17 protein-coding genes are annotated in these 21,596 nt (G+C 33.8%); 7 read left to right on the forward strand and 10 right to left on the reverse strand.

Annotated elements, in window-relative coordinates; all coding sequences use genetic code 11:
* The 4 genes from ACGLWY_RS18120 to ACGLWY_RS18135 form a co-directional block, all read left to right on the forward strand.
* On the forward strand, positions 1 to 2,692 hold a 2,692-nt coding region (locus ACGLWY_RS18120; protein ID WP_396621091.1), incomplete at its 5' end, for a gliding motility-associated C-terminal domain-containing protein.
* 100 nt (positions 2,693 to 2,792) lie between these two features.
* The gene (locus ACGLWY_RS18125; RefSeq protein ID WP_396621092.1) at positions 2,793 to 3,719 is read left to right on the forward strand and encodes a type IX secretion system membrane protein PorP/SprF; all 927 of its coding nucleotides are present in this window, start codon (positions 2,793 to 2,795) and stop codon (positions 3,717 to 3,719) included.
* Between the two features lie 10 nt (positions 3,720 to 3,729).
* The gene (locus tag ACGLWY_RS18130) at positions 3,730 to 5,646 is read left to right on the forward strand and encodes an OmpA family protein (protein ID WP_396621093.1); all 1,917 of its coding nucleotides are present in this window, start codon (positions 3,730 to 3,732) and stop codon (positions 5,644 to 5,646) included.
* A 70-nt stretch (positions 5,647 to 5,716) separates the two neighbouring features.
* The gene (locus tag ACGLWY_RS18135; RefSeq protein ID WP_396621094.1) at positions 5,717 to 7,633 is read left to right on the forward strand and encodes an OmpA family protein; all 1,917 of its coding nucleotides are present in this window, start codon (positions 5,717 to 5,719) and stop codon (positions 7,631 to 7,633) included.
* Positions 7,634 to 8,127: 494 nt separating this feature from the next.
* On the opposite strand, the gene ACGLWY_RS18140 is transcribed toward ACGLWY_RS18135, so the two are convergent.
* A complete protein-coding gene (locus ACGLWY_RS18140; protein WP_396621095.1) occupies positions 8,128 to 8,622 on the reverse strand; it encodes a CAP domain-containing protein in 495 nt (164 codons plus the stop codon).
* A gap of 166 nt (positions 8,623 to 8,788) precedes the next feature.
* A complete protein-coding gene (gene pdxH / locus ACGLWY_RS18145; RefSeq protein WP_396621096.1) occupies positions 8,789 to 9,436 on the reverse strand; it encodes a pyridoxamine 5'-phosphate oxidase in 648 nt (215 codons plus the stop codon).
* Between the two features lie 88 nt (positions 9,437 to 9,524).
* On the opposite strand from pdxH, the gene ACGLWY_RS18150 reads away from it, so the two are divergent.
* Entirely contained in the window at positions 9,525 to 9,941 is a 417-nt protein-coding gene (locus tag ACGLWY_RS18150; protein WP_396621097.1) for a hypothetical protein, read from the forward strand.
* Between the two features lie 152 nt (positions 9,942 to 10,093).
* Positions 10,094 to 10,510 carry a hypothetical protein gene (locus ACGLWY_RS18155; protein ID WP_396621098.1) on the forward strand — a complete coding sequence of 139 codons (417 nt, stop codon included), beginning with the start codon at positions 10,094 to 10,096 and terminating at the stop codon, positions 10,508 to 10,510.
* Here ACGLWY_RS18155 and ACGLWY_RS18160 read toward each other — a convergent pair.
* From ACGLWY_RS18160 to lon, 8 genes are all read right to left on the reverse strand, one after another.
* Entirely contained in the window at positions 10,500 to 11,405 is a 906-nt protein-coding gene (locus tag ACGLWY_RS18160; protein ID WP_396621099.1) for a ribonuclease Z, read from the reverse strand. The genes ACGLWY_RS18155 and ACGLWY_RS18160 overlap by 11 nt on opposite strands.
* A gap of 93 nt (positions 11,406 to 11,498) precedes the next feature.
* On the reverse strand, positions 11,499 to 11,831 hold the full coding sequence (locus ACGLWY_RS18165) for a ribonuclease Z (RefSeq protein ID WP_396621100.1): 333 nt from the start codon (positions 11,829 to 11,831) through the stop codon (positions 11,499 to 11,501).
* A 3-nt stretch (positions 11,832 to 11,834) separates the two neighbouring features.
* Positions 11,835 to 12,764, reverse strand: a complete 930-nt coding sequence (locus ACGLWY_RS18170; protein WP_396621101.1) for an aspartate carbamoyltransferase catalytic subunit — start codon at positions 12,762 to 12,764, stop codon at positions 11,835 to 11,837.
* 56 nt (positions 12,765 to 12,820) lie between these two features.
* Positions 12,821 to 13,360 (reverse strand): bifunctional pyr operon transcriptional regulator/uracil phosphoribosyltransferase PyrR, encoded by a 540-nt coding sequence (gene pyrR, locus ACGLWY_RS18175; RefSeq protein ID WP_117177698.1) that lies wholly within the window; start codon positions 13,358 to 13,360, stop codon positions 12,821 to 12,823.
* Between the two features lie 300 nt (positions 13,361 to 13,660).
* Positions 13,661 to 15,529: a 30S ribosomal protein S1 gene (gene rpsA, locus ACGLWY_RS18180; protein ID WP_396621102.1), complete on the reverse strand. Its 1,869-nt coding sequence runs from the start codon at positions 15,527 to 15,529 to the stop codon at positions 13,661 to 13,663.
* Between the two features lie 365 nt (positions 15,530 to 15,894).
* The gene (gene cmk, locus ACGLWY_RS18185) at positions 15,895 to 16,587 is read right to left on the reverse strand and encodes a (d)CMP kinase (protein ID WP_396621103.1); all 693 of its coding nucleotides are present in this window, start codon (positions 16,585 to 16,587) and stop codon (positions 15,895 to 15,897) included.
* Positions 16,588 to 16,698: 111 nt separating this feature from the next.
* Positions 16,699 to 17,718: a type IX secretion system protein PorQ gene (gene porQ, locus ACGLWY_RS18190; protein ID WP_396621104.1), complete on the reverse strand. Its 1,020-nt coding sequence runs from the start codon at positions 17,716 to 17,718 to the stop codon at positions 16,699 to 16,701.
* 186 nt (positions 17,719 to 17,904) lie between these two features.
* A complete protein-coding gene (gene lon, locus ACGLWY_RS18195; protein ID WP_396621105.1) occupies positions 17,905 to 20,355 on the reverse strand; it encodes an endopeptidase La in 2,451 nt (816 codons plus the stop codon).
* A 252-nt stretch (positions 20,356 to 20,607) separates the two neighbouring features.
* On the opposite strand from lon, the gene ACGLWY_RS18200 reads away from it, so the two are divergent.
* Positions 20,608 to 21,543 (forward strand): hypothetical protein, encoded by a 936-nt coding sequence (locus tag ACGLWY_RS18200; RefSeq protein WP_396621106.1) that lies wholly within the window; start codon positions 20,608 to 20,610, stop codon positions 21,541 to 21,543.
* Positions 21,544 to 21,596 lie beyond the last annotated feature (53 nt).

Genomic DNA, 21,596 nt, shown 5'->3' on the forward strand with positions numbered 1-21,596 from the left:
TAATAGATCTGCAACCTATACGCTGAACGCGCCTGCGGCTATCACATATACCGCGCCTGAAGACACCAACCTACAGTCTTGTGATTATGCAGACCAAACGGAAGTGAACTCGGCATTCAGCACATGGGTTACCGCCCAGACCAATGCCTTTGCCATCGCCAACGGATGCTCACCTGTATTGACCAATGACAGTGCGTCTGTGACGGTTCCCGAGTTATGTACCGGTGGAACAGCTACAGTAAAATGGACCATCTCCGATTTGTGCGAGACCATTGAAGTGTTCGCCGATTTCAACCTGACAGCGCCTACGGCCATCACTTATAACGCGCCTGAAGACGACTCGTCTACGGCATGTGAATTTGACCAACATGATGCTATTACAGCGCAATCAAGTCTTAATGCAGATATCACTGCTTGGGTCAACAATCAAACTTCTATTATTAATACAAGTTTAGAAGGAGGGTGTTCTCCTATAGTTACAAATGATTTTGCTTCACAATCCATTGATTTTTGTACTGGTGGTTCATTAACTATTACATGGCAAGTACAGAATTTATGTGGAATTAGCACTTCTACTGCTACATATACATATACTAAACCTACTCCAGTTGCTTTTGATCAACAAAATCTTCCTAGCAATATTACAGTTGAATGTGACAACATACCAAATGCAGACGTACTTACTGCTTCAACAAACTGTGGAGAAGTAAATGTCATCTATAATGAAACAAGAATAAATGGGGAATGTGTTTCTTCTTATGAATTAGTAAGAACATGGAAAGCAACAGATATCTGTGGTTCTTCTGTAGAACATACTCAAACTATTACTGTGCAGGACACAACGCCTCCAGTACTAACATTACCAGCCAACGTCAGTGCCGAATGTAGTGATGACTTATCACCAATTGCCTTTGGAAGTGCAACAGCTACCGATAATTGCGATGATAATCCCGTTATAAGCTATGAAGATAAAAGAACGGATGGTGCTTGTTCCGGTACTTATACTATAACCCGTACTTGGAAAGCTACCGATGCTTGTGGCAATGAGGCTACTGCAGATCAGGTTATTTCAATATCTGATACGACAGCTCCCGAATTCGTAGAAACACCCCTTCCTCAAGATGTTACTGTTGAATGTAATACAGTACCTGCTGCAGAAACATTAACGGCTACAGACAATTGTGGAACGGCTACTGTAACAGTCAATGATGTTAGAGCTGACGGAAATTGTGCCAATAACTATATTATCACACGTACTTGGACTGCGACGGACGAATGTGGACTAACAAAAACACATATTCAAACGATAACAGTTCAAGATACAACGCCTCCGACTTTTGTTGAAACATTACCTCCTACAAATTTAGTCGTAGAATGTGACGCTGTACCTGTAGCAGAAACTTTAACAGCTACCGATAGCTGTGGTTCTGCAACGGTTTCTGTTAACGATGTCATAACAAATGGAAGTTGCCCAAATAACTATACACTTACTCGTACTTGGACCGCAACAGATGAATGTGGTAACACAACAAAACATACGCAAATTATAACTGTTCAAGACACGAAGGCTCCTCAATTTGTTGAAGCATTACCTAATAATATTACCGTGGAATGTGACGCAGTACCTACTGCAGAAACATTAACTGCTACCGATAATTGTGGAACGGCTACAGTATCAGTAATCGATGCTGTAACAAATGGTGATTGTCCTAATAATTACATCATTGCTCGTACTTGGACAGCTACTGATGCATGTGGTTTAACAACTAAGCATACGCAAATTATAACGGTGCAAGATACCAAAGCACCAGTGCCGGCTGCTACGTTTGACGAGGTTTTAAATGTAAGTTGTACCAACATCCCACAAGCTCCTGAGCTAACGTTTACCGATAACTGTTCGTCTGCGGCTAATATTGTCGTGGTATTTAATGAAACAAGTACTTTCCAAGAGAATGTTTATAACGATTATGAAATTGTTAGAACATGGACCGTAAGAGACGAATGTGGTAATGAAACAACATATAATCAAACACTTCATGTGGCGCTAGATGAAATAATAACCGATATCGTTGCCGAAGACAGATGTTTTGATGATGGTATTGTGAACTTAAATGATTTAATTCCTAGCACACTAAACACAAATGGTACTTGGGAATTAATTGAAGGTAACCCAGTGGCAACACTAACTGGTAGTATTTTCAACCCAACAACACTTGAACTTGGTGATGATTTCCTTCCGGATAATGGTGGTGTGGACTATAAATTCAGATACACAACAACAGATAATGGCTGTATAAGTATTAGCGATGTAACCATGAATATAAATGCCGATTGTGTGGTATTACCTTGTGGTGAAAACGACGTTGTAATATCTAAAGCAGTAACACCTAATGGAGATTTTATCAATGATTTCTTTTATATCTCTGGAATTGATTTATGTGGCTTTGTTGCTGAGGTAAAAATATTCAATAGATGGGGAGCATTAATTTTTGAGTCGAACAAGTATCCTTTAGTTAGTGAAAATGAAACTAAAGGGGTTCTTCCACCTGCAGGTACTTGGGAGGGCACCGCCAGTAAAAAATCTGTTGGTGCTTCTGGTACAGTACCAAATGGAACTTATTATTACATAATAACTTTAAAAGATAGTGGATTGGCCCCATTTACAGGACCTGTTTACTTAGGAACCAAATAAAACTTAACCTATGAAATGAGCCCGAAAAGTATTTCTAAATGAACAGAAATAGTATTAGGGCGAATTCCATCTGACAATTAAAAACAATAAAATTAAACAGATGAAACTTATTAAACATAACATAATCGCTATTGCATTGTTAAGCTGTACGGTTGGAGTTGCTCAACAGTTACCGCAGTTCACACAGTATATGTACAATACAATCTCTATCAACCCAGCGTATGCAGGTAGTAGAGAGGCTTTAAGTATTGTTGGATTGCACCGAAGCCAATGGGTTGGTTTTAAAGGTGGTCCAATAACACAAACACTGTCTATACACACACCTCTAAGAAACGATAGAGTTGGTGTTGGATTATCTTTTATTGAAGATGATTTAGGCCCTGAGAATTTCACCTATTTATATGGAGATTTCTCTTATTCTATTCCAACCGGAAGAACAGGAAAGCTTGCTTTTGGTATTAAAGGTGGTTTTACACAATATAGTTTGGATCCCGAATTCTTAAACGATCCTGATATTGTAGAGGATGATTATTTTAAAGGATTTGCTAATCGTTGGACACCCAACGTTGGTCTGGGAGTATATTGGAGTACTAACAGAGTCTATTTTGGTTTATCAACACCTAGAGTCTTAAACACCGATAAAAATACCGAAGAAGGCTTCGAAGCTTTAGATAGGTTGAGTTACTATTTTACAGGAGGTGTCGTTGTTGATTTAAGTAAAAGTTTTAAGCTAAAACCAGCATTTTTAGTTAAAGCTACTAATGGAGCTCCTCTTTCTTGCGATTTAACGGCCAACTTCTTGTACAACGAAAAGTTTTGGTTAGGTGGTTCATATAGAATTAATGAAAGAACCGCAGCCATAGGCGGTATTGCAGATTTTCAAGTATCCAGACAATTACGTGTAGGGTATGCATACGAAAAACCAATCTCAGAAATTGCCCGTTATACTACTGGAACCCACGAAATATTACTTATGTATGAATTCAAGTTCTTAAGTTCAAAATTAAAATCACCAAGATATTTCTAATACTATTTTTATGAAAGTTAAAAATCACATATTAGTTTGTATCGCATTAATGCTTAGTATCTCCATGTTTTCGCAACAAGGAAAGCAAAAACGAGCAGACACCTTATTCAATAAATTTTCTTTTGTTAAAGCTGCCGAGGTTTATAAAGAGCTTATTGCCAATAATTACAACAAAGACTATGCAACAAGGCAACTTGCCGATTGTTATGCCTTTTTAAGAGATCCAAACAATGCATCTAGATACTATAAAACTGTTGTTAAGCAAGAGAATGTGCCTATAGAATATTACTATAAATATGCACAGTCGCTTAGAGGCATGAAAAAGTACGACGAATCCCAAGAGTGGTTACAACGCTACAAAGATTCTGGTGGTGTTGTTAATGCTAACGATTTTTCTAAAGACATCAACTTTATAACAAGCGTTTTTAGCGCAAAACAACAATATTTTTTAGATAAAGTTCGGTTCAATTCCAAATTTAGCGATTTTGGAGCTTTTGAACACAATGGAAAAATTTACTTTGCTTCATCTAGGGATGAAGGTGTTGCAGTAAAGCGTTTATATGGATGGAACGAACAACCCTTTTTAGATGTTTATGTTACCGAAGTAGGTGCCAAAAGAAATGTAGACCATACCGCAAAAGTAAAAGGAGACATAAACTCCATTTACCATGATGGCCCTGTTACTATTACAAAAGATGGCAAAACCATGTATTTTTCTAGAAATAATTACAAAGATAATATTGAAGTAAAAGACAAAAAAGGGCTTACCAATATGAAACTCTATAGAGCTACTTTAAAAGATAGCATATGGACAGACATTGAAGACCTATCAATAAACAGTGATGAATTTTCAACACAACATGCGGCTTTAAATAGCGATGACACCAAATTATACTTCACTTCAGACAGACCTGGAGGTTACGGTGGCTCTGATATTTGGGTAGTTGACATCTCTCCTGACGGCACACTAACAGACCCGCAAAATGTTGGAGAGATCGTAAACACAGAAAGTGCTGAAGGGTTTCCCTTTATAAATAATGAAGGTACGTTGTTCTTCTCTTCGGACGGTCACACAGGCTTGGGCTTGTTGGATATATTTGGAACCATTAAAGGTGAGAATGATGAGATTATTGATGTTATTAACTTAGGTGTTCCTGTAAATTCCAATAAAGATGACTTTTCGTTTACCATGAGCCCTAATGGCGTTACGGGTTATTTTGCTTCTAACAGACCTGGAGGTCGTGGTGATGATGACATTTACGCATTCCATAGAGTACCGACATTACAAGTTGAAGGTGTTGTAACCGATGCCATTAATACTAAGCCCATTCCGAAATCCATAATTACACTATTTGATGATAAAAACAATCAAATAGCTTATATGGAAACCGATGAAAATGGTTTTTATCAAATAAATATAGATAGAAATAAAGACTATAAAATTGTTGCTAGTCAGAAAAAATATATAGACGACTACAGAACATTTACATCTAAGAACATTCAAACAGAACTTACAACAATAACAGCCAATTTATTATTAAACCCATTACCGGATGTTATAAAACTTGCTGAATTAAACACCATTTACTTCGATTATGACAAACATAACATAAGAGAAGATGCAGCTTTAGAATTAGACAAGATTGTCAATTTAATGACAAACGATTATCCAGAAATGGTAATCCGCATCGAGTCGCATACCGATTCTAGAGGCACCCTTTCATATAATGATAAATTATCCATAGACAGAGCCAATTCAACCTATGACTACTTAATCTCTAAAGGCATAGATCCTGCTAGAATTACAGAACACAAAGGTTATGGTGAGCGTAAATTAACAAATGGTTGTGAAAATGGTGCAAAATGTGAAGAAGAAGCACATCAATTAAACAGACGTACACAATTTATAGTTGTCAAAATGGAATAAAGATATAGACTAATGTGTGTTTCAATAAATAAAAACTCTTTTATTAGTTTTTTTAATTAAAACAAAACCCATGAGATTAAAAAACTACATATTAACTGGTATTGTTTTGGGATTAAGTATGGCTGCTTTTTCACAGTCAGGTTTACAAAAAAAAGCAGACACCCTATTCAACAAGTTTTCATTTGTTGATGCTGCCAATGCGTATAAAGAACTTATTTCAAAAAATTACAATGCAGATTATGCAACAAGACAACTAGCAGATTGCTATGCTTATATGCGTAACCCAGATAGTGCTGTGGTTTACTATAAAAAAGCTGTTGAGCAACCTAACATACCAAATCAATATTACTACAATTATGCACAAGCCTTACGTGGTGTTAAAGACTATAAAGAATCACGTGTGTGGTTAAGACGCTTTGAAGAAACAGGTGGAAACATTAAAGAATCTAAATTTTTAAAAGATGGTGATTTTATAAACAATATTTTTAATGCAAAACCACAGTACTTTTTAAAGGATTTTGATTTCAATTCGAAATACAGCGATTTTGGTGCTTACGAAAAAGACGAAAACATTTATTTTGTTTCTTCAAGAGATGAAGGCGTATCATCAAAACATATTTATGGTTGGAATGAAGAGCCCTTTTTAGATATTTATGTTAAAGCTAAATCTGGTACTAATAATATTTCAGACAATAAATCTAAATTAAAAGGTGACGTTAATACGGTATATCATGAAGGCCCTTTAACCATTTCAAAAGATGGTAAAACCATGTATTTCTCTAGAAACGATTTTAACAAACAAGTTTTAGGAAGAACAGAAAAAGGTCTTACAAACCTTAAAATTTATAAAGCGACATTGGTTGATGGTAAATGGGAAAATATTGAAGAGTTACCTTTTAATAGCGACACCTACTCCATTTCCCATCCAGCTTTAAATAGCGATGAAACAAAACTATACTTTAGTTCCGATATGCCTGGAGGTTTAGGAGGTGTCGATATTTATTATGTAGATATAAACAGTAATGGTTATGGCACACCTCAAAACTTAGGGAGTCCCGTTAATACCAATAAAAATGAAAGTTATCCTTTTATAAATAATGAAGGAACCCTTTTCTTGGCTTCCGATGGACATCCAGGATTGGGTTTACTTGATATTTTTGGAACGGTTACAGATGAAACCAATAAAATTATTAGTGTTATCAATTTAGGCATTCCTGTAAACTCAAATAAAGACGATTTCTCTTTCTTTATGAATGAAGATGGCTTATCTGGATATTTTGCATCTAATAGAGGTGGTGGTATGGGTAGCGATGATATTTATGCCTACAATAGAGTGCCACCATTAAAAATTGAAGGTTATGTAACCGATGCTGAAACAAATTCCCCTATAGCAGATGCTACAGTAAGCTTGCTAGACGGTAACAGCAACCCCATTGCGACCTTACAAACTGATGAAAATGGACATTATGACATTAATATAGATAGAGATACCGATTACTACATTAATGCTAAAAATGATGATTATATAAGTAACACCATAGCGGTAAGCTCAAAAGGTATTGATAGAAACGTAACAAGCATTTATGCAAACATATCGTTAAGTCCAGATAAAAAAGTAATGCCTATTACAGAGTTACAGCCTATTTATTTCGATTTTAATAAATATGATATAAGAAGCGACAGTACCGTTGAATTAGATAGAATTGTAAACTTAATGATGGCTACCTACCCGAATATGGTTATTAAAATTGAATCGCACACCGATTCCAGAGGCACATCAGAATACAACGATGTTCTATCTGAAGAAAGAGCAAAAGCCACTTATAATTATTTAATAAATAAAGGTGTAGATCCTGCCAGAATAACCGAATACAAAGGCTATGGCGAACAAAAATTAACTAACCAGTGTAATGGCACCATATCATGTACAGAAGCACAACATCAATTAAACAGACGCACACAATTTATTATAATTAAAATGAAATAATTTTAGCTTTGTTCTATAATAATAAAAACCATCAGAGAACCCTTCTTTGGTGGTTTTGAGTTTATACCGTTACCTTAAAATTTTTAAATAATTATGCGGCGGCTTAATATGTATATATTACTATAGGTTTGCTTTTGATTTGAGTGGCAGTAATCATTACTATATCGATTTGAAAGATGAATTAGGTTTAACCAATGTTTCGAATGATTCAAATAGATCATTAAAAGACTTAAAAACGAATACCATAAAGCTGGATATAAAAAGCTGTTTTTATAATTTCTCAATAATATTAATCCAGATATACCCATTAACATCACAAAAAAAATCCTCCAAAAAAAAGGAGGATTTTATACCAAAAGCTAAATTCAACAACTATAAAAAGTTATTAAAATAACCTATTAAATTCTTAATGCAGCATATTTCATGCAGCATTTAGTTTGCTACTAAACAGTCATTAATAAGGTTATGTCGTAGTTGTTTTTAAACAAGCAACTCTATTTTTTTATGAAAATGTTGGTGTAATACCACTTCCCTTCGGCATTTTGTTCGGCCGCTAAATCGAAGTTTGTAAAATCACCTTCAATGTTTGCACGGTGTCCATCACTTTTTAACCAAGCACTTACAACCGATTCTGCAGAACTGTAACCATAGGCCACATTTTCAGATACTTTGATAGCACCTGCGTTTGCTTTTAAATAATCGCTTCGTTTGTAAAAGTTAGCATGGGACACTTCGTTGTTATCTACCATGTAATCGGTATGGGTAAATGCTACCGATTTAACCACTGTCATATCAGATAGAGCATTTAAACCCTTTGATAATCTATGATTATTAATAAGTTCCAGTATTTCTACTTCAATGGTTTTTGTTTCTGGAGTAATTAGGCTTAACTCTATCGCATCTGCTTTATCATCAAGATTATCTGTAGTACAGGAAAAGCTAAAAAAAGCCAACAGTGCCAATAAAGGCAGTTTTGTTAATAACTTCATAAGTAGGTAATTTTAGATTTGGTTCTATAAAATTAACCACCTAATCCGAAGCGAATGTTAAAAAAATGTTAAAATCGATTAAAAACAAGCATTATATCGATTTTTATAGTATTACATCGATGAAATACGGGTTCAAAAACAATTTTTATGCATTTCATCATGCAAATTAAGGAGATAATCGATTAATTTCCCAATTGTAATCTGGTTGCAGTTGGTATCGTATTCTATCATGCAATCTATTGGGGCGTCCTTGCCAAAATTCTATCTCAATGGGTTTTACAATATAACCTCCCCAATGTGCTGGTCGAGGTATTTCTTTACCTTCAAAAGTTTTTTCTAAATCTAATAACTTTTGTTCCAAATAGGCCCTACTAGCAACAATCTCGCTTTGGTTAGAAACTAAAGCACCTAATTGGCTTCCTCGGGGTCTCGATTCAAAATACCCATCACTTAAATTTTCAGCTATTTTTTCGGCAATACCTTTAATAATTATTTGGCGTTCGGCACCATGCCAAAAAAAAGATAAGCATACATTGGGATTTTGGGCAATGGCTTTACCTTTGTCGCTATTATAACTGGTGTAAAAAATAAAACCTTCATGGGTAAATCGTTTTAATAACACTACCCTATTTTTCGGAAACCCATCCAAGCCAATAGTAGATATGGTCATGGCATTTGTTTCATCTTCAACAAAAAAGTTATCAACCTCATAAAACCATTTTTGGAATAATTCTATAGGGTTTTCTGGAGCATCTTTTAGTAGCAGCTCACTCTTTTCGTAAGATTTTCTATAATTACTTAAGTCTTTTTCCATAATAGGCAAAATAACGAAAATTTATTATTCTATTTTGATTTTTTATATCGCTAAACTTTATAAATTAGTGCTGCCCTAAATAGCATACATGAAATTTGAAGATTCTAAATATTTTGAACTAAAACACTACAAAATAGAAAGACCCTTTGGTCATTTTTATTTATTAGAAAATTTTTTTATTTCTGAATTAAATGAAGGTATTCATTTTGATTGGGAAATGATAAAAAGTGTTATGGATGAAGTAGTCTTGTTTTATGGCCCAGAAGCCCAAATTGGTTATATCTCAAATAGAACCAATTCATATTCAACCAATCCGCAAACTTGGGATGGGATTTATAAAAAGTACGGACTTATTATAGCAGGAGCTATAGTAACTTACAATACAATGACTTTTATGAATGCCACACTTGAAAAACAGTTTTTCAAAAAAAGTATAAAAAGATGCCTTTCTTTAGAGGAAGCTATAGAATGGGTTTCTAACTTAAAAGAATTGAAAAACAATTAAAACCAGTCTTTTTTTAGCTTACAAACTTCCCATTAAACACTTCCAAACCAAAGTATTTTTAACAAAAAAACTCACTACTTTGTACTTCATTTTATATAAACTTAGCTTTAAGTAAACAATTTATTTAAAAAAAAGCCGTATATTACTACACAATGAAGTTTGAAGAGTCTAAAAATCTAATAGAGTTTGTTCATAAAAAAATACAGCTTTCTTTCGGAAAGTTTTTTATTTGTGAAGATTTTGTAGTAGCTGAATTAAACCAAGAAATTCATGTGGATTGGTTGACTATTCAAAAAATCGCCCATATGATTATTGAACAATATGGAACTTCAAAAAAGATAGGATTTATATCCAATAAAGTGAATTCGTATTCTATAGATCCACTTGTTTGGGTAACGTTTAATAAAGAGTACGATTTTATTGAATCAACAGCTATTATTTGGTACAATGATGCTGGTTATATGAGCGCTACCTTAGAAAAAATGTTTTTAAAAAACAACGTAAAGCTTTGCGAATCTTTAGAGGAAGCTATTTATTGGGTTTTAAGTTCAGTAGATGTTAAAAATTAAACGTTTTCCCGTCTTCACATAATTCTACATTTTCAAAAACTTCTTGCGCTTCTTCTTTAAATGAATTTAAGCCATCGTAACGCGTAGAATAATGCCCAAGCAACAAAGTACCAACATTGGCTTGCTTTGCTATACTCGCAGCCTCTCTTGCTGTAGAATGCTTTGTTTTTGGCGCTAAATGTGCATGCATTTCTAAAAAAGTAGATTCATGGTACAATACATCAGCATTTTTAATTATAGGCACAATGTCTTCTTTATACATCGTATCACTACAAAAAGCATAACTTTTGGGTTTTAAACCAGGTTTGGTTACCGTTTCGTTTTTAATAAGTTCACCATTATCATTTACAACATCAAAACCTTGCGCTAACTTTCTATAGTAAGCTACATTAATATTAGCACCTTCAACCAAGCCCATATCCAATTTACGTTTGCCTTCTTTTTCTTTGAAAAGATACCCATTAGTATAAATACGGTGATTTAAAGGAATGGTATGCACTTCAACTTCTTCGTCTTCAAAAATCAATTCTGAATTCTCTGAAGTCAATTCATGAAAAATAAGACTGTAATTTGTCCAAGAATCGGCTAATTTCATTTGGAGTGTCACCACTTCTTTGATGCCTTTGGGACCATAAATATGCAAATCGGCTTCGCGTGTAAGCAGTCTAAATGTAGAAATTAAACCTACTAACCCAAAAAAATGGTCGCCATGCAAATGTGAAATAAAGATATGCTTAATGCGGTTGAACCTAATTTTGTGCTTGCGCAACTCTACCTGTGTACCTTCTCCACAATCTATTAAAAACATATGATTGTTTATTTCCAGCACTTGCGAGGTGGTATTTGTTAAAGCTCTTGGTGTGGCACTATAACAACCTAATATGGTAAGTTTCATTTAATTATTAGTTTATAGGTTTATGAGTTTATAGGTTTATGAGTTTATGTTCTAATCAAATAAACTATAAACACATGGCCTAATAAACATTTTTTAAAAACCTAAATCGCGTTCCATTTCTTCCATTTCAATAATATCGTAAGCTTCTTGAATGGTCGGTACGACAACTATTTCATCTGGAACCATATCTAAATCTATTTTATCCGTAACAATTATAAAAGAATGTTTTGTAGCTCTGTGCGTGTTTGATAGCTCCAAGAATTCAACAATATCTTGCAAGCCTAAGGCATTCAAATAAGATAAAGCGACGATGATGTTATTATTCTTGAATTTGGGGTATAAAGCTTGTATTTTCTTAACCAACTCAACAATAGTCGCTTTTTCTTGAGTGATGATTGATATGGTTCCGTCTTGATCTATAATCATGATTTATTGTTTTATTTTTGACGCTAATAAATAAATAACTGCCATTCTAATAGCAACCCCGTTTTGAACTTGATCCAATATAATAGATTGTTTAGAATCGGCAACATCACTGGTTATCTCAACACCTCTATTGATGGGTCCGGGATGCATAATGGTTATTTCCTTGTCTAAAGAATCAAGTAACTCTTTATTAACTCCAAATTGCTGTGTATATTCTCTTGTTGATGGAAAATAACTAATATCCATACGTTCATTTTGAACACGTAACATATTTGCTACATCACACCAATTCAATGCTTTACGTAAGTCTGTTTCAACTTTTACTCCAAGCGTTTTTATGTATTTTGGAAGTAGCGTTTTAGGGCCGCAAACCATAACATCCGCGCCTTGAAGTTGCAATGCGAATATGTTTGAAAGTGCTACCCTACTGTGTAGAATATCACCAACAATAACCACTTTTTTTCCTCCTACTTGCCCTAATTTTTCCCGTATGGAATAAGAATCCAACAAGGCTTGTGTTGGATGCTCGTGCGCACCATCACCTGCGTTTATAATGCTCGCTTTGACATGCTTTGACAAAAACACACCAGCACCTGGGTTAGGGTGTCTCATTACCACCATATCTACTTTCATAGACAAGATATTATTTACGGTATCTATTAAAGTTTCTCCTTTTTTTACTGAGGATTGCGATGATGAAAAGTTAAGCACATCGGCAGATAGCCGTTTTTCGGCCAGTTCAAAAGACAATTTTGTTCTGGTTGAATTTTCGAAAAACAAATTTGCTATAGTAATATCTCTTAGCGAAGGCACTTTTTTAATGGGTCTGTTTATCACTTCTTTAAAATGATCGGCAGTTTCAAAAATAAGTTGAATATCTTGTTTGTTTAGATATTTGATTCCTAATAAGTGATTGACACTTAATTCGCTCATTCTGTTAGTTTAAAGTTTTTAATTGTTAATCGTTAATTACCAATTGTTAATTGTCTTTATTTCTCTATTAAGTAAACAGAATCTTCATGATCATGCTCCTTCCAGTTTACTTTTACTTTTTCGTTGTTTATAACATCTACTTGACGTCCTCGGTAGTTGGGCTGTATAGGTAAATGTCTGCTAAAACGTCTGTCAATAAGCGTTAAAAGCTCAATTTCATTAGGTCTTCCAAACGATTGGATAGCTGTTAAAGCAGCTCGAATACTTCTACCTGTATATAGTACATCATCTATAAAAACAACATTCTTATCTTCAACTAAAAAATTAATTTGTGTTGTATTTGCTTCTAAAGGCTTTTCTCCTCTTCTAAAATCATCTCTAAAAAATGTAATATCTAAATGACCTAATTGAATGTTTTTAACTTTGTAATCTTCTCGCAATATTTTAGCTATTCTATTAGCTAAAAACACGCCACGAGGCTGTAACCCAATTAAAACAGTATTTGAGAAGTCGTTATGTTTTTCAATAAGTTGGCAAGCCAATCGGTGAAGAATGATGTTTACCTCTTTTGCGTTAAGTAAAACTTTTTGACTCATAGATTATCCAAACGTATTCGGAATACAAATGTAATGTAAAATATTAGAAATTGAAATATAAATAATCATTAGTGTCCGATTAAAGATTCAAGGCTTCGCTAAAAGAATATAGAATAAAGAAAATAGAATAAAGACTGAATGACAACAAATTGATATTCAAATGTATATTTGCATGTCTGTTTAATAATCGCTAAGTAACTAATTATAAAAAACAAACCCATAAACGCAAAAAAAAAAAAGCCTTCAATTTCTTGAAGGCTTTAATTTGTAAATGGGTTCCTAGCTAAAAGGAATGCAAAATTATTTTTTTGCTTTACTTTTTGCTGGTTTACCGTCCATTTTATCTTTAAGAGCTTGTAAAGCTTCGTTAGCATCACCTAAAGTTGGTTTTGCTTCAGCTGCTTGTGCTTCTATTTTCTTAGCAGCAGCTTTTACGTTTGCAATTTCTTCTGCTTTAAAAATAGCAGTGTGAGATGCAACTACGCGCTTAAACTCTTTATTGAATTCAATAATCTTAAATTCGGCAGAATCACCTTTTTTAAGTTTGCTTCCGTCTTCTTTTTCAAGGTGACGTGTTGGAATAAATGCTACGATATCTTCGTTAAATTCTACAGTAGCTCCTTTATCAACTATCTCAGATATTTCACCTGTGTGAACAGTCTCTAAAGCAAAGTCAGTTTCGTAAGCATCCCAAGGATTTACAGTTGTTTGTTTGTGACCTAAAGATAATTTACGTCCTTCAACATCCAATTCCAATACGATAACTTCTAATTTATCACCAGCTGTACAGAACTCAGATGGGTGTTTGATTTTCTTAGTCCAAGATAAATCTGAAATGTAAATTAATCCATCAATACCTTCTTCTAATTCAACAAAAACACCAAAGTTTGTAAAGTTACGAACGATTCCTGTGTGTTTAGAACCTAATGGGTATTTAGAAGTAATGTCAGTCCAAGGATCAGACGTTAATTGTTTGATACCTAAAGACATTTTACGATCTTCTCTATCTAAAGTTAAGATAACTGCTTCAACTTCATCACCTACAGAAACGAAATCTTGAGCAGAACGTAAGTGTGTAGACCAAGACATTTCAGAAACGTGAATTAATCCTTCAACACCATCAGCAACTTCAATAAACGCGCCGTAATCTGCAATAACAACTACTTTGCCTTTTACTTTGTCACCAACAGCTACAGTATCAGCAAGAGCTTCCCAAGGGTGTTTGCTTAATTGTTTTAAACCTAATTGGATTCTTGATTTATTTTCATCAAAATCAAGGATTACCACGTTAAGTTTTTGATCTAATTCCACAATCTCGTTAGGGTGATTGATTCTAGACCAAGATAAATCGGTAATGTGGATTAAACCATCTACACCACCAAGATCGATGAATACACCGTAAGAAGTAATATTTTTAACAATACCTTCTAATACTTGACCTTTTTCTAATTGACCAATAATTTCTTTTTTCTGTACTTCAATATCAGCTTCAATAAGCGCTTTATGAGATACTACTACGTTTTTAAATTCGTGGTTGATTTTAACAACTTTGAATTCCATAGTTTTATTTACGTACTGATCGTAATCTCTAATTGGTTTTACGTCAATTTGTGAACCTGGCAAGAATGCTTCGATACCGAATACATCTACAATCATACCACCTTTAGTTCTACATTTAACAAAACCATTAACGATTTCACCAGTTTCGTTAGCTTTAATAACTCGGTCCCATGCTTTAATTACACGAGCTTTTCTGTGAGATAATACTAATTGTCCTGTTGCATCTTCACGTACATCAATTAATACTTCTACTTTGTCGCCAACTGCTAAGTTAGGGTTGTAACGAAATTCGTTTAAAGAGATAACACCTTCAGATTTTGCATTGATATCAATAATAGCATCTCTATCAGAAATGTGTACTACTGTACCTTCAACAACTTCATCGTTAAGTGTGTCAACGAAATTCTCTGCTACTAATTTTTCAAATTCTTGTAATTGCTTTTCATCAACTTCATCAATACCTTCTTGGTAATTGTGCCAGTTAAAGTCTTTTAAGAATTTTTCAGGGTTTGCTTTAGCTTCAGATACTACTGGAGCTTCTGCATTTGGAGTCTCTACTGTTGGAGCGTTAGTTGCTTCAACTTCAGTTTGATTTGCTTTTTCAGCCATTTAAAAGATAATTATGCAATTTTATTTTTACTTAGTAAAAATGCCATTACACTAGTTTTGTATTCTGTGTATTTAGGAAGATTTAAGCAATAAACACACAGAAGTGTTATTATTTTTTCGTTTCTTAGTTCCTTCTATCTTCCTTAAGATTTGCTAAAGGAGTGCAAAAATACACAATTCGAATGAATTAACATAATCTAGAAAGTGATTTTTACACATAATGTAATTATATTTCTAAAATTCAAAATGGGATATGTTTTATAAAAGATATTCTAATTCTAACCTTTGTGATTATACCTGTTTGATTATAATAAAAATAAGTACTAATGTCAGGTCGAGCGCAGTCGAGACCAAACTAAATTCTTCTAAATACTATTAATCCTTTTATCTACCAATCCTAAAACAATATGGAATTGTTCTTCTTTAGACATATTGGAATTATCAATTTCTATAGCATCTTCAGCTTTAACCAACGGAGAATCTTTTCTATGTGAATCTATATAATCACGCTCTTCAACATTTTTTAACACCTCGTCATACAAGACCCTATCGCCTCTTTTAACAAGTTCATCAAAACGTCTTTTTGCCCTATTTTCAGGACTTGCCGTTAAAAATAATTTAAGTTCGGCATCGGGAAATACAACGGTACCAATATCGCGACCATCCATAACAACACCACCATCTTTCCCCAATTGCTGTTGTTGTTCTACAAGTTTCTGGCGTACTTCAGATATTTCGGCCACTTTACTAACAAAACTTGAAACTTCCAAAGTGCGGATATCATTTTCAATATTAATACCATTTAAATACACTTCGGCAAAACCAAGAGCATTGTTAAATTTAAAACTAATTGTAATGGCTTTTAAATTTTCTACTAAACCTTCAATATTAAAATGATTACTATCTATAAAACCTTGTTGCATAGCATAATAAGTAACGGCTCTATACATCGCTCCAGAATCTACATATACATATCCCAAATGTTTTGCAATCCGTTTTGCAACCGTACTTTTTCCTGTTGATGAAAATCCATCTATGGCTATGGTTATTTTTTTCATTTTGAAAGTTTGAGGCATCTAAAGTAATTAAAATGCCTTAAGTGAAAACTAAAAACTTGAAGTACTTTTAACTTTAGTACACTTTTAACTTTAGTACACTTTAAATACTTTTTATTGTAAATCTATTTGTAGCCCAAAAAAGTTTGCATTAGCAGCACTTGTATATTTGGCATGCGTATAACTAAAGCGCATTTTATTCATTTTTATTGAAAAGCCAGCCGATAATCCTGAAAAATTTCGCTGTTCTAAAATTCGTAATTCTTCGGCTCTTCGGAAGTTATAGCCTAAACGGATATTAAATCCTCCTTCAGGAAAAACTTCTACTCCAAAAATGCTGTGCCTCATTACCTGTCCTAAAAAACCGATTTTCTCATCGGTTTGGTTACCACTTAAATCGCTGGTACTTCTTGCGGGGTTCGGCCTTGCAATGGGCCATTCTTGTAAATTTTCCAAAGTAATATGCCAACGAATGGGTACGTTTTCCAAGCTTTGTGACATACCAAAATCGACCTCAAAAGGCAGTTTTTCTTTAAGGCCCGCATACGTTGTGATTTGAGTTCCGAAATTTCTAACGGCTAAGGCTGCATGAAAATCTATAGCTTCATTGATGTATAACAACCCCAAATCTACCGCTGCTCCAAAAGAGTTATATTGTTCCAGTTTAGATGTAATAAGTTTTGCATTCGCCCCTAGATAAAAATCGGAATACCCTAATTGAGTAGCATAACCAAAAGACAAGGCCGTTTCGTTTCCAGTAAACGTACCTGTTGAATTCCCATCTTCATCATAACCATCAAAACTTCCGTAGTTAATATAAGTTATTCCTGCATGAAATGTTTGTGTACGTCTATCGACCGTATAAGCATAAGCAGCTGTACCATAACTAATACCTCCTAAATAACTGGTATAGTTTAGTGCCAATTGATTGTCCATATCAACGTTTATAGTTGCTGGATTGTAAAGCCCTTGCGTGACATCATAATCTACTATAGTAAGCACTTTTCCTCCTAAAGCTGCTTGACGTGGCGACGACACCAAATTCAGAAATTGATAGGTTGACTCTCCCCCAACCTGTGCATAGGTTAAGGCACTAAAAAGCAAACAAAAAGGCGTGATAATTTTCTTTAGCATATTTACGATACAAAGTAAGTAAATCTATCTTAAAACGGTAGCATGTATCTTTTATTTTAATTGAAAAGAATTCCTTGAGCAAAAGCTCAAGGTTTCCGTTGAAATTGTTGTTCCCGTTATAATAATGTACAAAACGGGAACCATAAAAAAACCTCGAATCTAATCGAGGTCTCTTTACTTAGATTTTTAAAGTTTCTTTGCGTTAGCAACCTTTTGATTTGTAAGCGCTATTTTAATAACATCGCTCATATCGGTTACATAATGAAAGGTCAATCCTTTTAGGTAATCTGCTTTTATTTCTTTAATATCGCTTCGGTTTTCTTCACAAAGCAATATTTCTTTAATTCTGGCACGTTTTGCTGCCAGAATTTTTTCTTTAATACCACCAACAGGAAGTACTTTTCCACGAAGTGTAATTTCACCTGTCATGGCCAAACTTTTCTTTACTTTTCTTTGAGTGAATAAAGACACTAGCGAGGTTAACATAGTAACACCGGCACTTGGTCCGTCTTTTGGCGTGGCGCCTTCTGGAACGTGAATATGCACGTTATACTTTTCGAAAACCTCCGAATCAATTCCAAATTCATCGGCATTCGATTTAATGTATTCCATAGCTATGGTTGCAGATTCTTTCATTACGGTACCTAAATTGCCCGTAATGCTTAATGTCCCTTTTCCTTTTGACAAAATAGACTCTATAAATAAAATATCGCCACCAACGCTTGTCCAAGCCAACCCAGTAACAACACCAGCAACGTTATTATTTTCGTATTTATCACGTTCTAATTTTGGACTGCCTAATACCTCAATAATATCTTCGTCGGTTACTTTTATGTTGTAATCCTCTTCCATCGCAATATTTTTAGCAGCATGGCGTACCATTTTTGCGATTTGTTTTTCCAATCCACGAACGCCAGATTCACGTGTATAGCCTTCTACAATTTTTTCAAGTTGGGCTTTCCCTATTTTTAGATGCGCATCGGTTAAGCCATGTTCCTTTAATTGTTTTGGAAGTAAATGACGTTTACCAATTTCAACCTTTTCTTCAATAGTATAACCTGTTACATTAATGATTTCCATACGGTCTCTCAATGCTGGTTGAATGGTTGATAAGCTATTTGAAGTTGCAATGAACATGACTTTAGAGAGATCGTAACCCATTTCTAAAAAGTTATCATAGAATTCGCTGTTTTGCTCTGGGTCCAACACTTCCAACATGGCAGATGACGGATCACCTTGACTCGAATTCGAAAGCTTATCAATTTCATCTAAAACAAATACAGGGTTTGATGTGCCCGCTTTTTTTAAACTTTGAATAATGCGCCCAGGCATCGCTCCTATATAGGTTTTTCTATGTCCGCGTATTTCGGCTTCATCACGTAAACCGCCTAACGAAATGCGCACATATTCCCTACCTAAAGCTTCAGCTATCGATTTTCCTAAAGATGTTTTACCAACACCTGGAGGTCCGTACAAACATAAAATAGGCGATTTCATATCATTACGTAATTTTAAAACCGCTAGATATTCAATAATACGACGTTTTACATCTTCTAAACCAAAATGGTCACGGTCTAGAATTCTCATAGCACGCTTTAAATCGAATTTATCTTTGCTATACTCGTTCCATGGTAAATCTAAAAACAGTTCTAGATAATTACGTTGAATCGAATATTCAGCCACTTGCGGATTCATACGTTGCATTTTGGCAAGTTCTTTTTCAAAATGCTTTTCTACTTTTTCGTCCCAAATTTTTTCATCGGCACGCAGACGCATTTCATCAATCTCTTCTTCATGATTGACACCACCCAATTCCTCTTGAATGGTTTTCATTTGTTGGTGCAGGAAATATTCACGTTGTTGCTGACTCATATCCATCTGCACTTTAGATTGAATATCGTTTTTAAGTTCCAGTTTTTGAAACTCGACACTCATAAATTTAAGTGTTGCAAGCGCACGTTTTTTTAGGTCATCAATTTCTAAAAGTGCTTGTTTTTCAGCAACAGTTAGATTCATGTTTGACGACACAAAATTGATTAAAAATGAATCACTTTCAATATTTTTAATGGCAAAAGACGCTTCACTTGGAATGTTTGGACTTTCCTTGATGATGTTAAGGGCCAAATCTTTAATCGACTCAATAATCGCTAAAAATTCTTTATTTTTTTTAGCAGGTCTGCCTTCTGGAATTTCCCTAACGGTTGCGTTCATATAAGGATCTTCAGTAAGAACCTCGGCAACTTTAAAGCGTTTTTTACCTTGAATAATCACTGTAACATTACCATCGGGCATTTTTAAAACACGTAAAATCTTAGCAACTGTACCAATTTCGTGAATTTCTTTTGCTGTAGGGTTTTCGACCGATTCGTCTTTTTGAGCCACTACACCAATCACTTTATTACCTTTATTGGCATCGTTTATTAGGCGAATGGATTTATCGCGACCCGCCGTAATGGGAATAACCACCCCTGGAAATAATACCGTATTCCGCAAAGACAAAATAGGGAGTGTTTCAGGCAGTTTTTCATTATTTATTTCTTCTTCATCTTCAGGTGTCATTAACGGGATTAATTCTGAATTCTCATCAAAATCCTGTAATGACAAACTGTCTAGTGATATAAAATTAGATTTTTTCATATATATAATTAGGTCAATCTGTCATTAAAACAAACCAAACCATTTGTAATGTTAATTAATATAAAAACATAAAAGCATTAATTATCAGAAGGTTATAATGACAACAGAACTTTTATTAGTATTATATTTTCAATAGTTGTGCCATAAAATGTAATCATACAAAATTCTTAATTTATAATAAACCCATAACTTCTATAAGTTTTTTCATATTAAAATATTAAGTTTGCCCTTATTAACTTATTATATAAATATATGAATTTAAAACACATTTTACTATTTGGAATTTTTATTGCCTTTTTTTCTTGCAGCACAGAACCTACTGATAATCCTGAAGAAGAAGAAATCTCCACAACATCTAAAAGAGTAAAAGAAGCAATTGGATATAGTAACAATATTGAAATTGCTAAAATGATTTATAATTATTCAGACGATAAATTAGTTAGCGTTGTTGAATACAAAAAAGAAAATAATAATTGGGTTGAAGTAAGCACATATCAATTAGCATATAATGGAAATTCAATTACAGGAAACTATATAGGGAGTGACTCAGGGTCATATAATATATATGCTACTAACAATGGCAACATTATATCAATTTCTGAATTTTATGAAAATGATAATTCGTCAGGTTATAAGGATATAACATTTACTAATGATAAAATAAGCACTTATACTTTTTATGAAGGTTCAAGCTCGACTGAACTTTATAGTTATAAATCGAACTGTATTTACGAAAATGGCAAAGTTGTAACAATTAATGAGGAACACAACAACTATTTTGATACCACTTACATAGAATATACTTCAACTAATTTTAATTATACAGGGGATTCATTAACAGGCTGGATATATGAAATTATAGAGTACCAAGACGAAAAGGTAGAGCATCAGTATTCTAATAATTTAATATCAAAATCTATATTAAGTATAAGTGATAATAATTTAAATGACTGGAAAAAGGCTAGTGAATTTAGCTATTTATATGATTCTGATGGTTATCTTATCGAAGAATCTTATATAGATTTTGGGAATAAAACTTCTGAAAGTCATTTGTATGATGACTATTTTTTTGAAACTGACACAGATAAAATAACTTACACATACGAAGAAGGTATTGGTAATAGCTTTATATTACTCTATCCTGAATTTGTTTCATATCAAACACCAAATCCACATTCAAAGTATTAATAATTTGACTTTAAAAAAAAGAAGATGTTAAATAAACAGCTTCTTTTTTTTAA

Origin of the sequence: Mariniflexile sp. HMF6888 (assembly GCF_044335535.1) — a bacterium.
Classification (GTDB): Bacteria; Bacteroidota; Bacteroidia; order Flavobacteriales; family Flavobacteriaceae; genus Mariniflexile.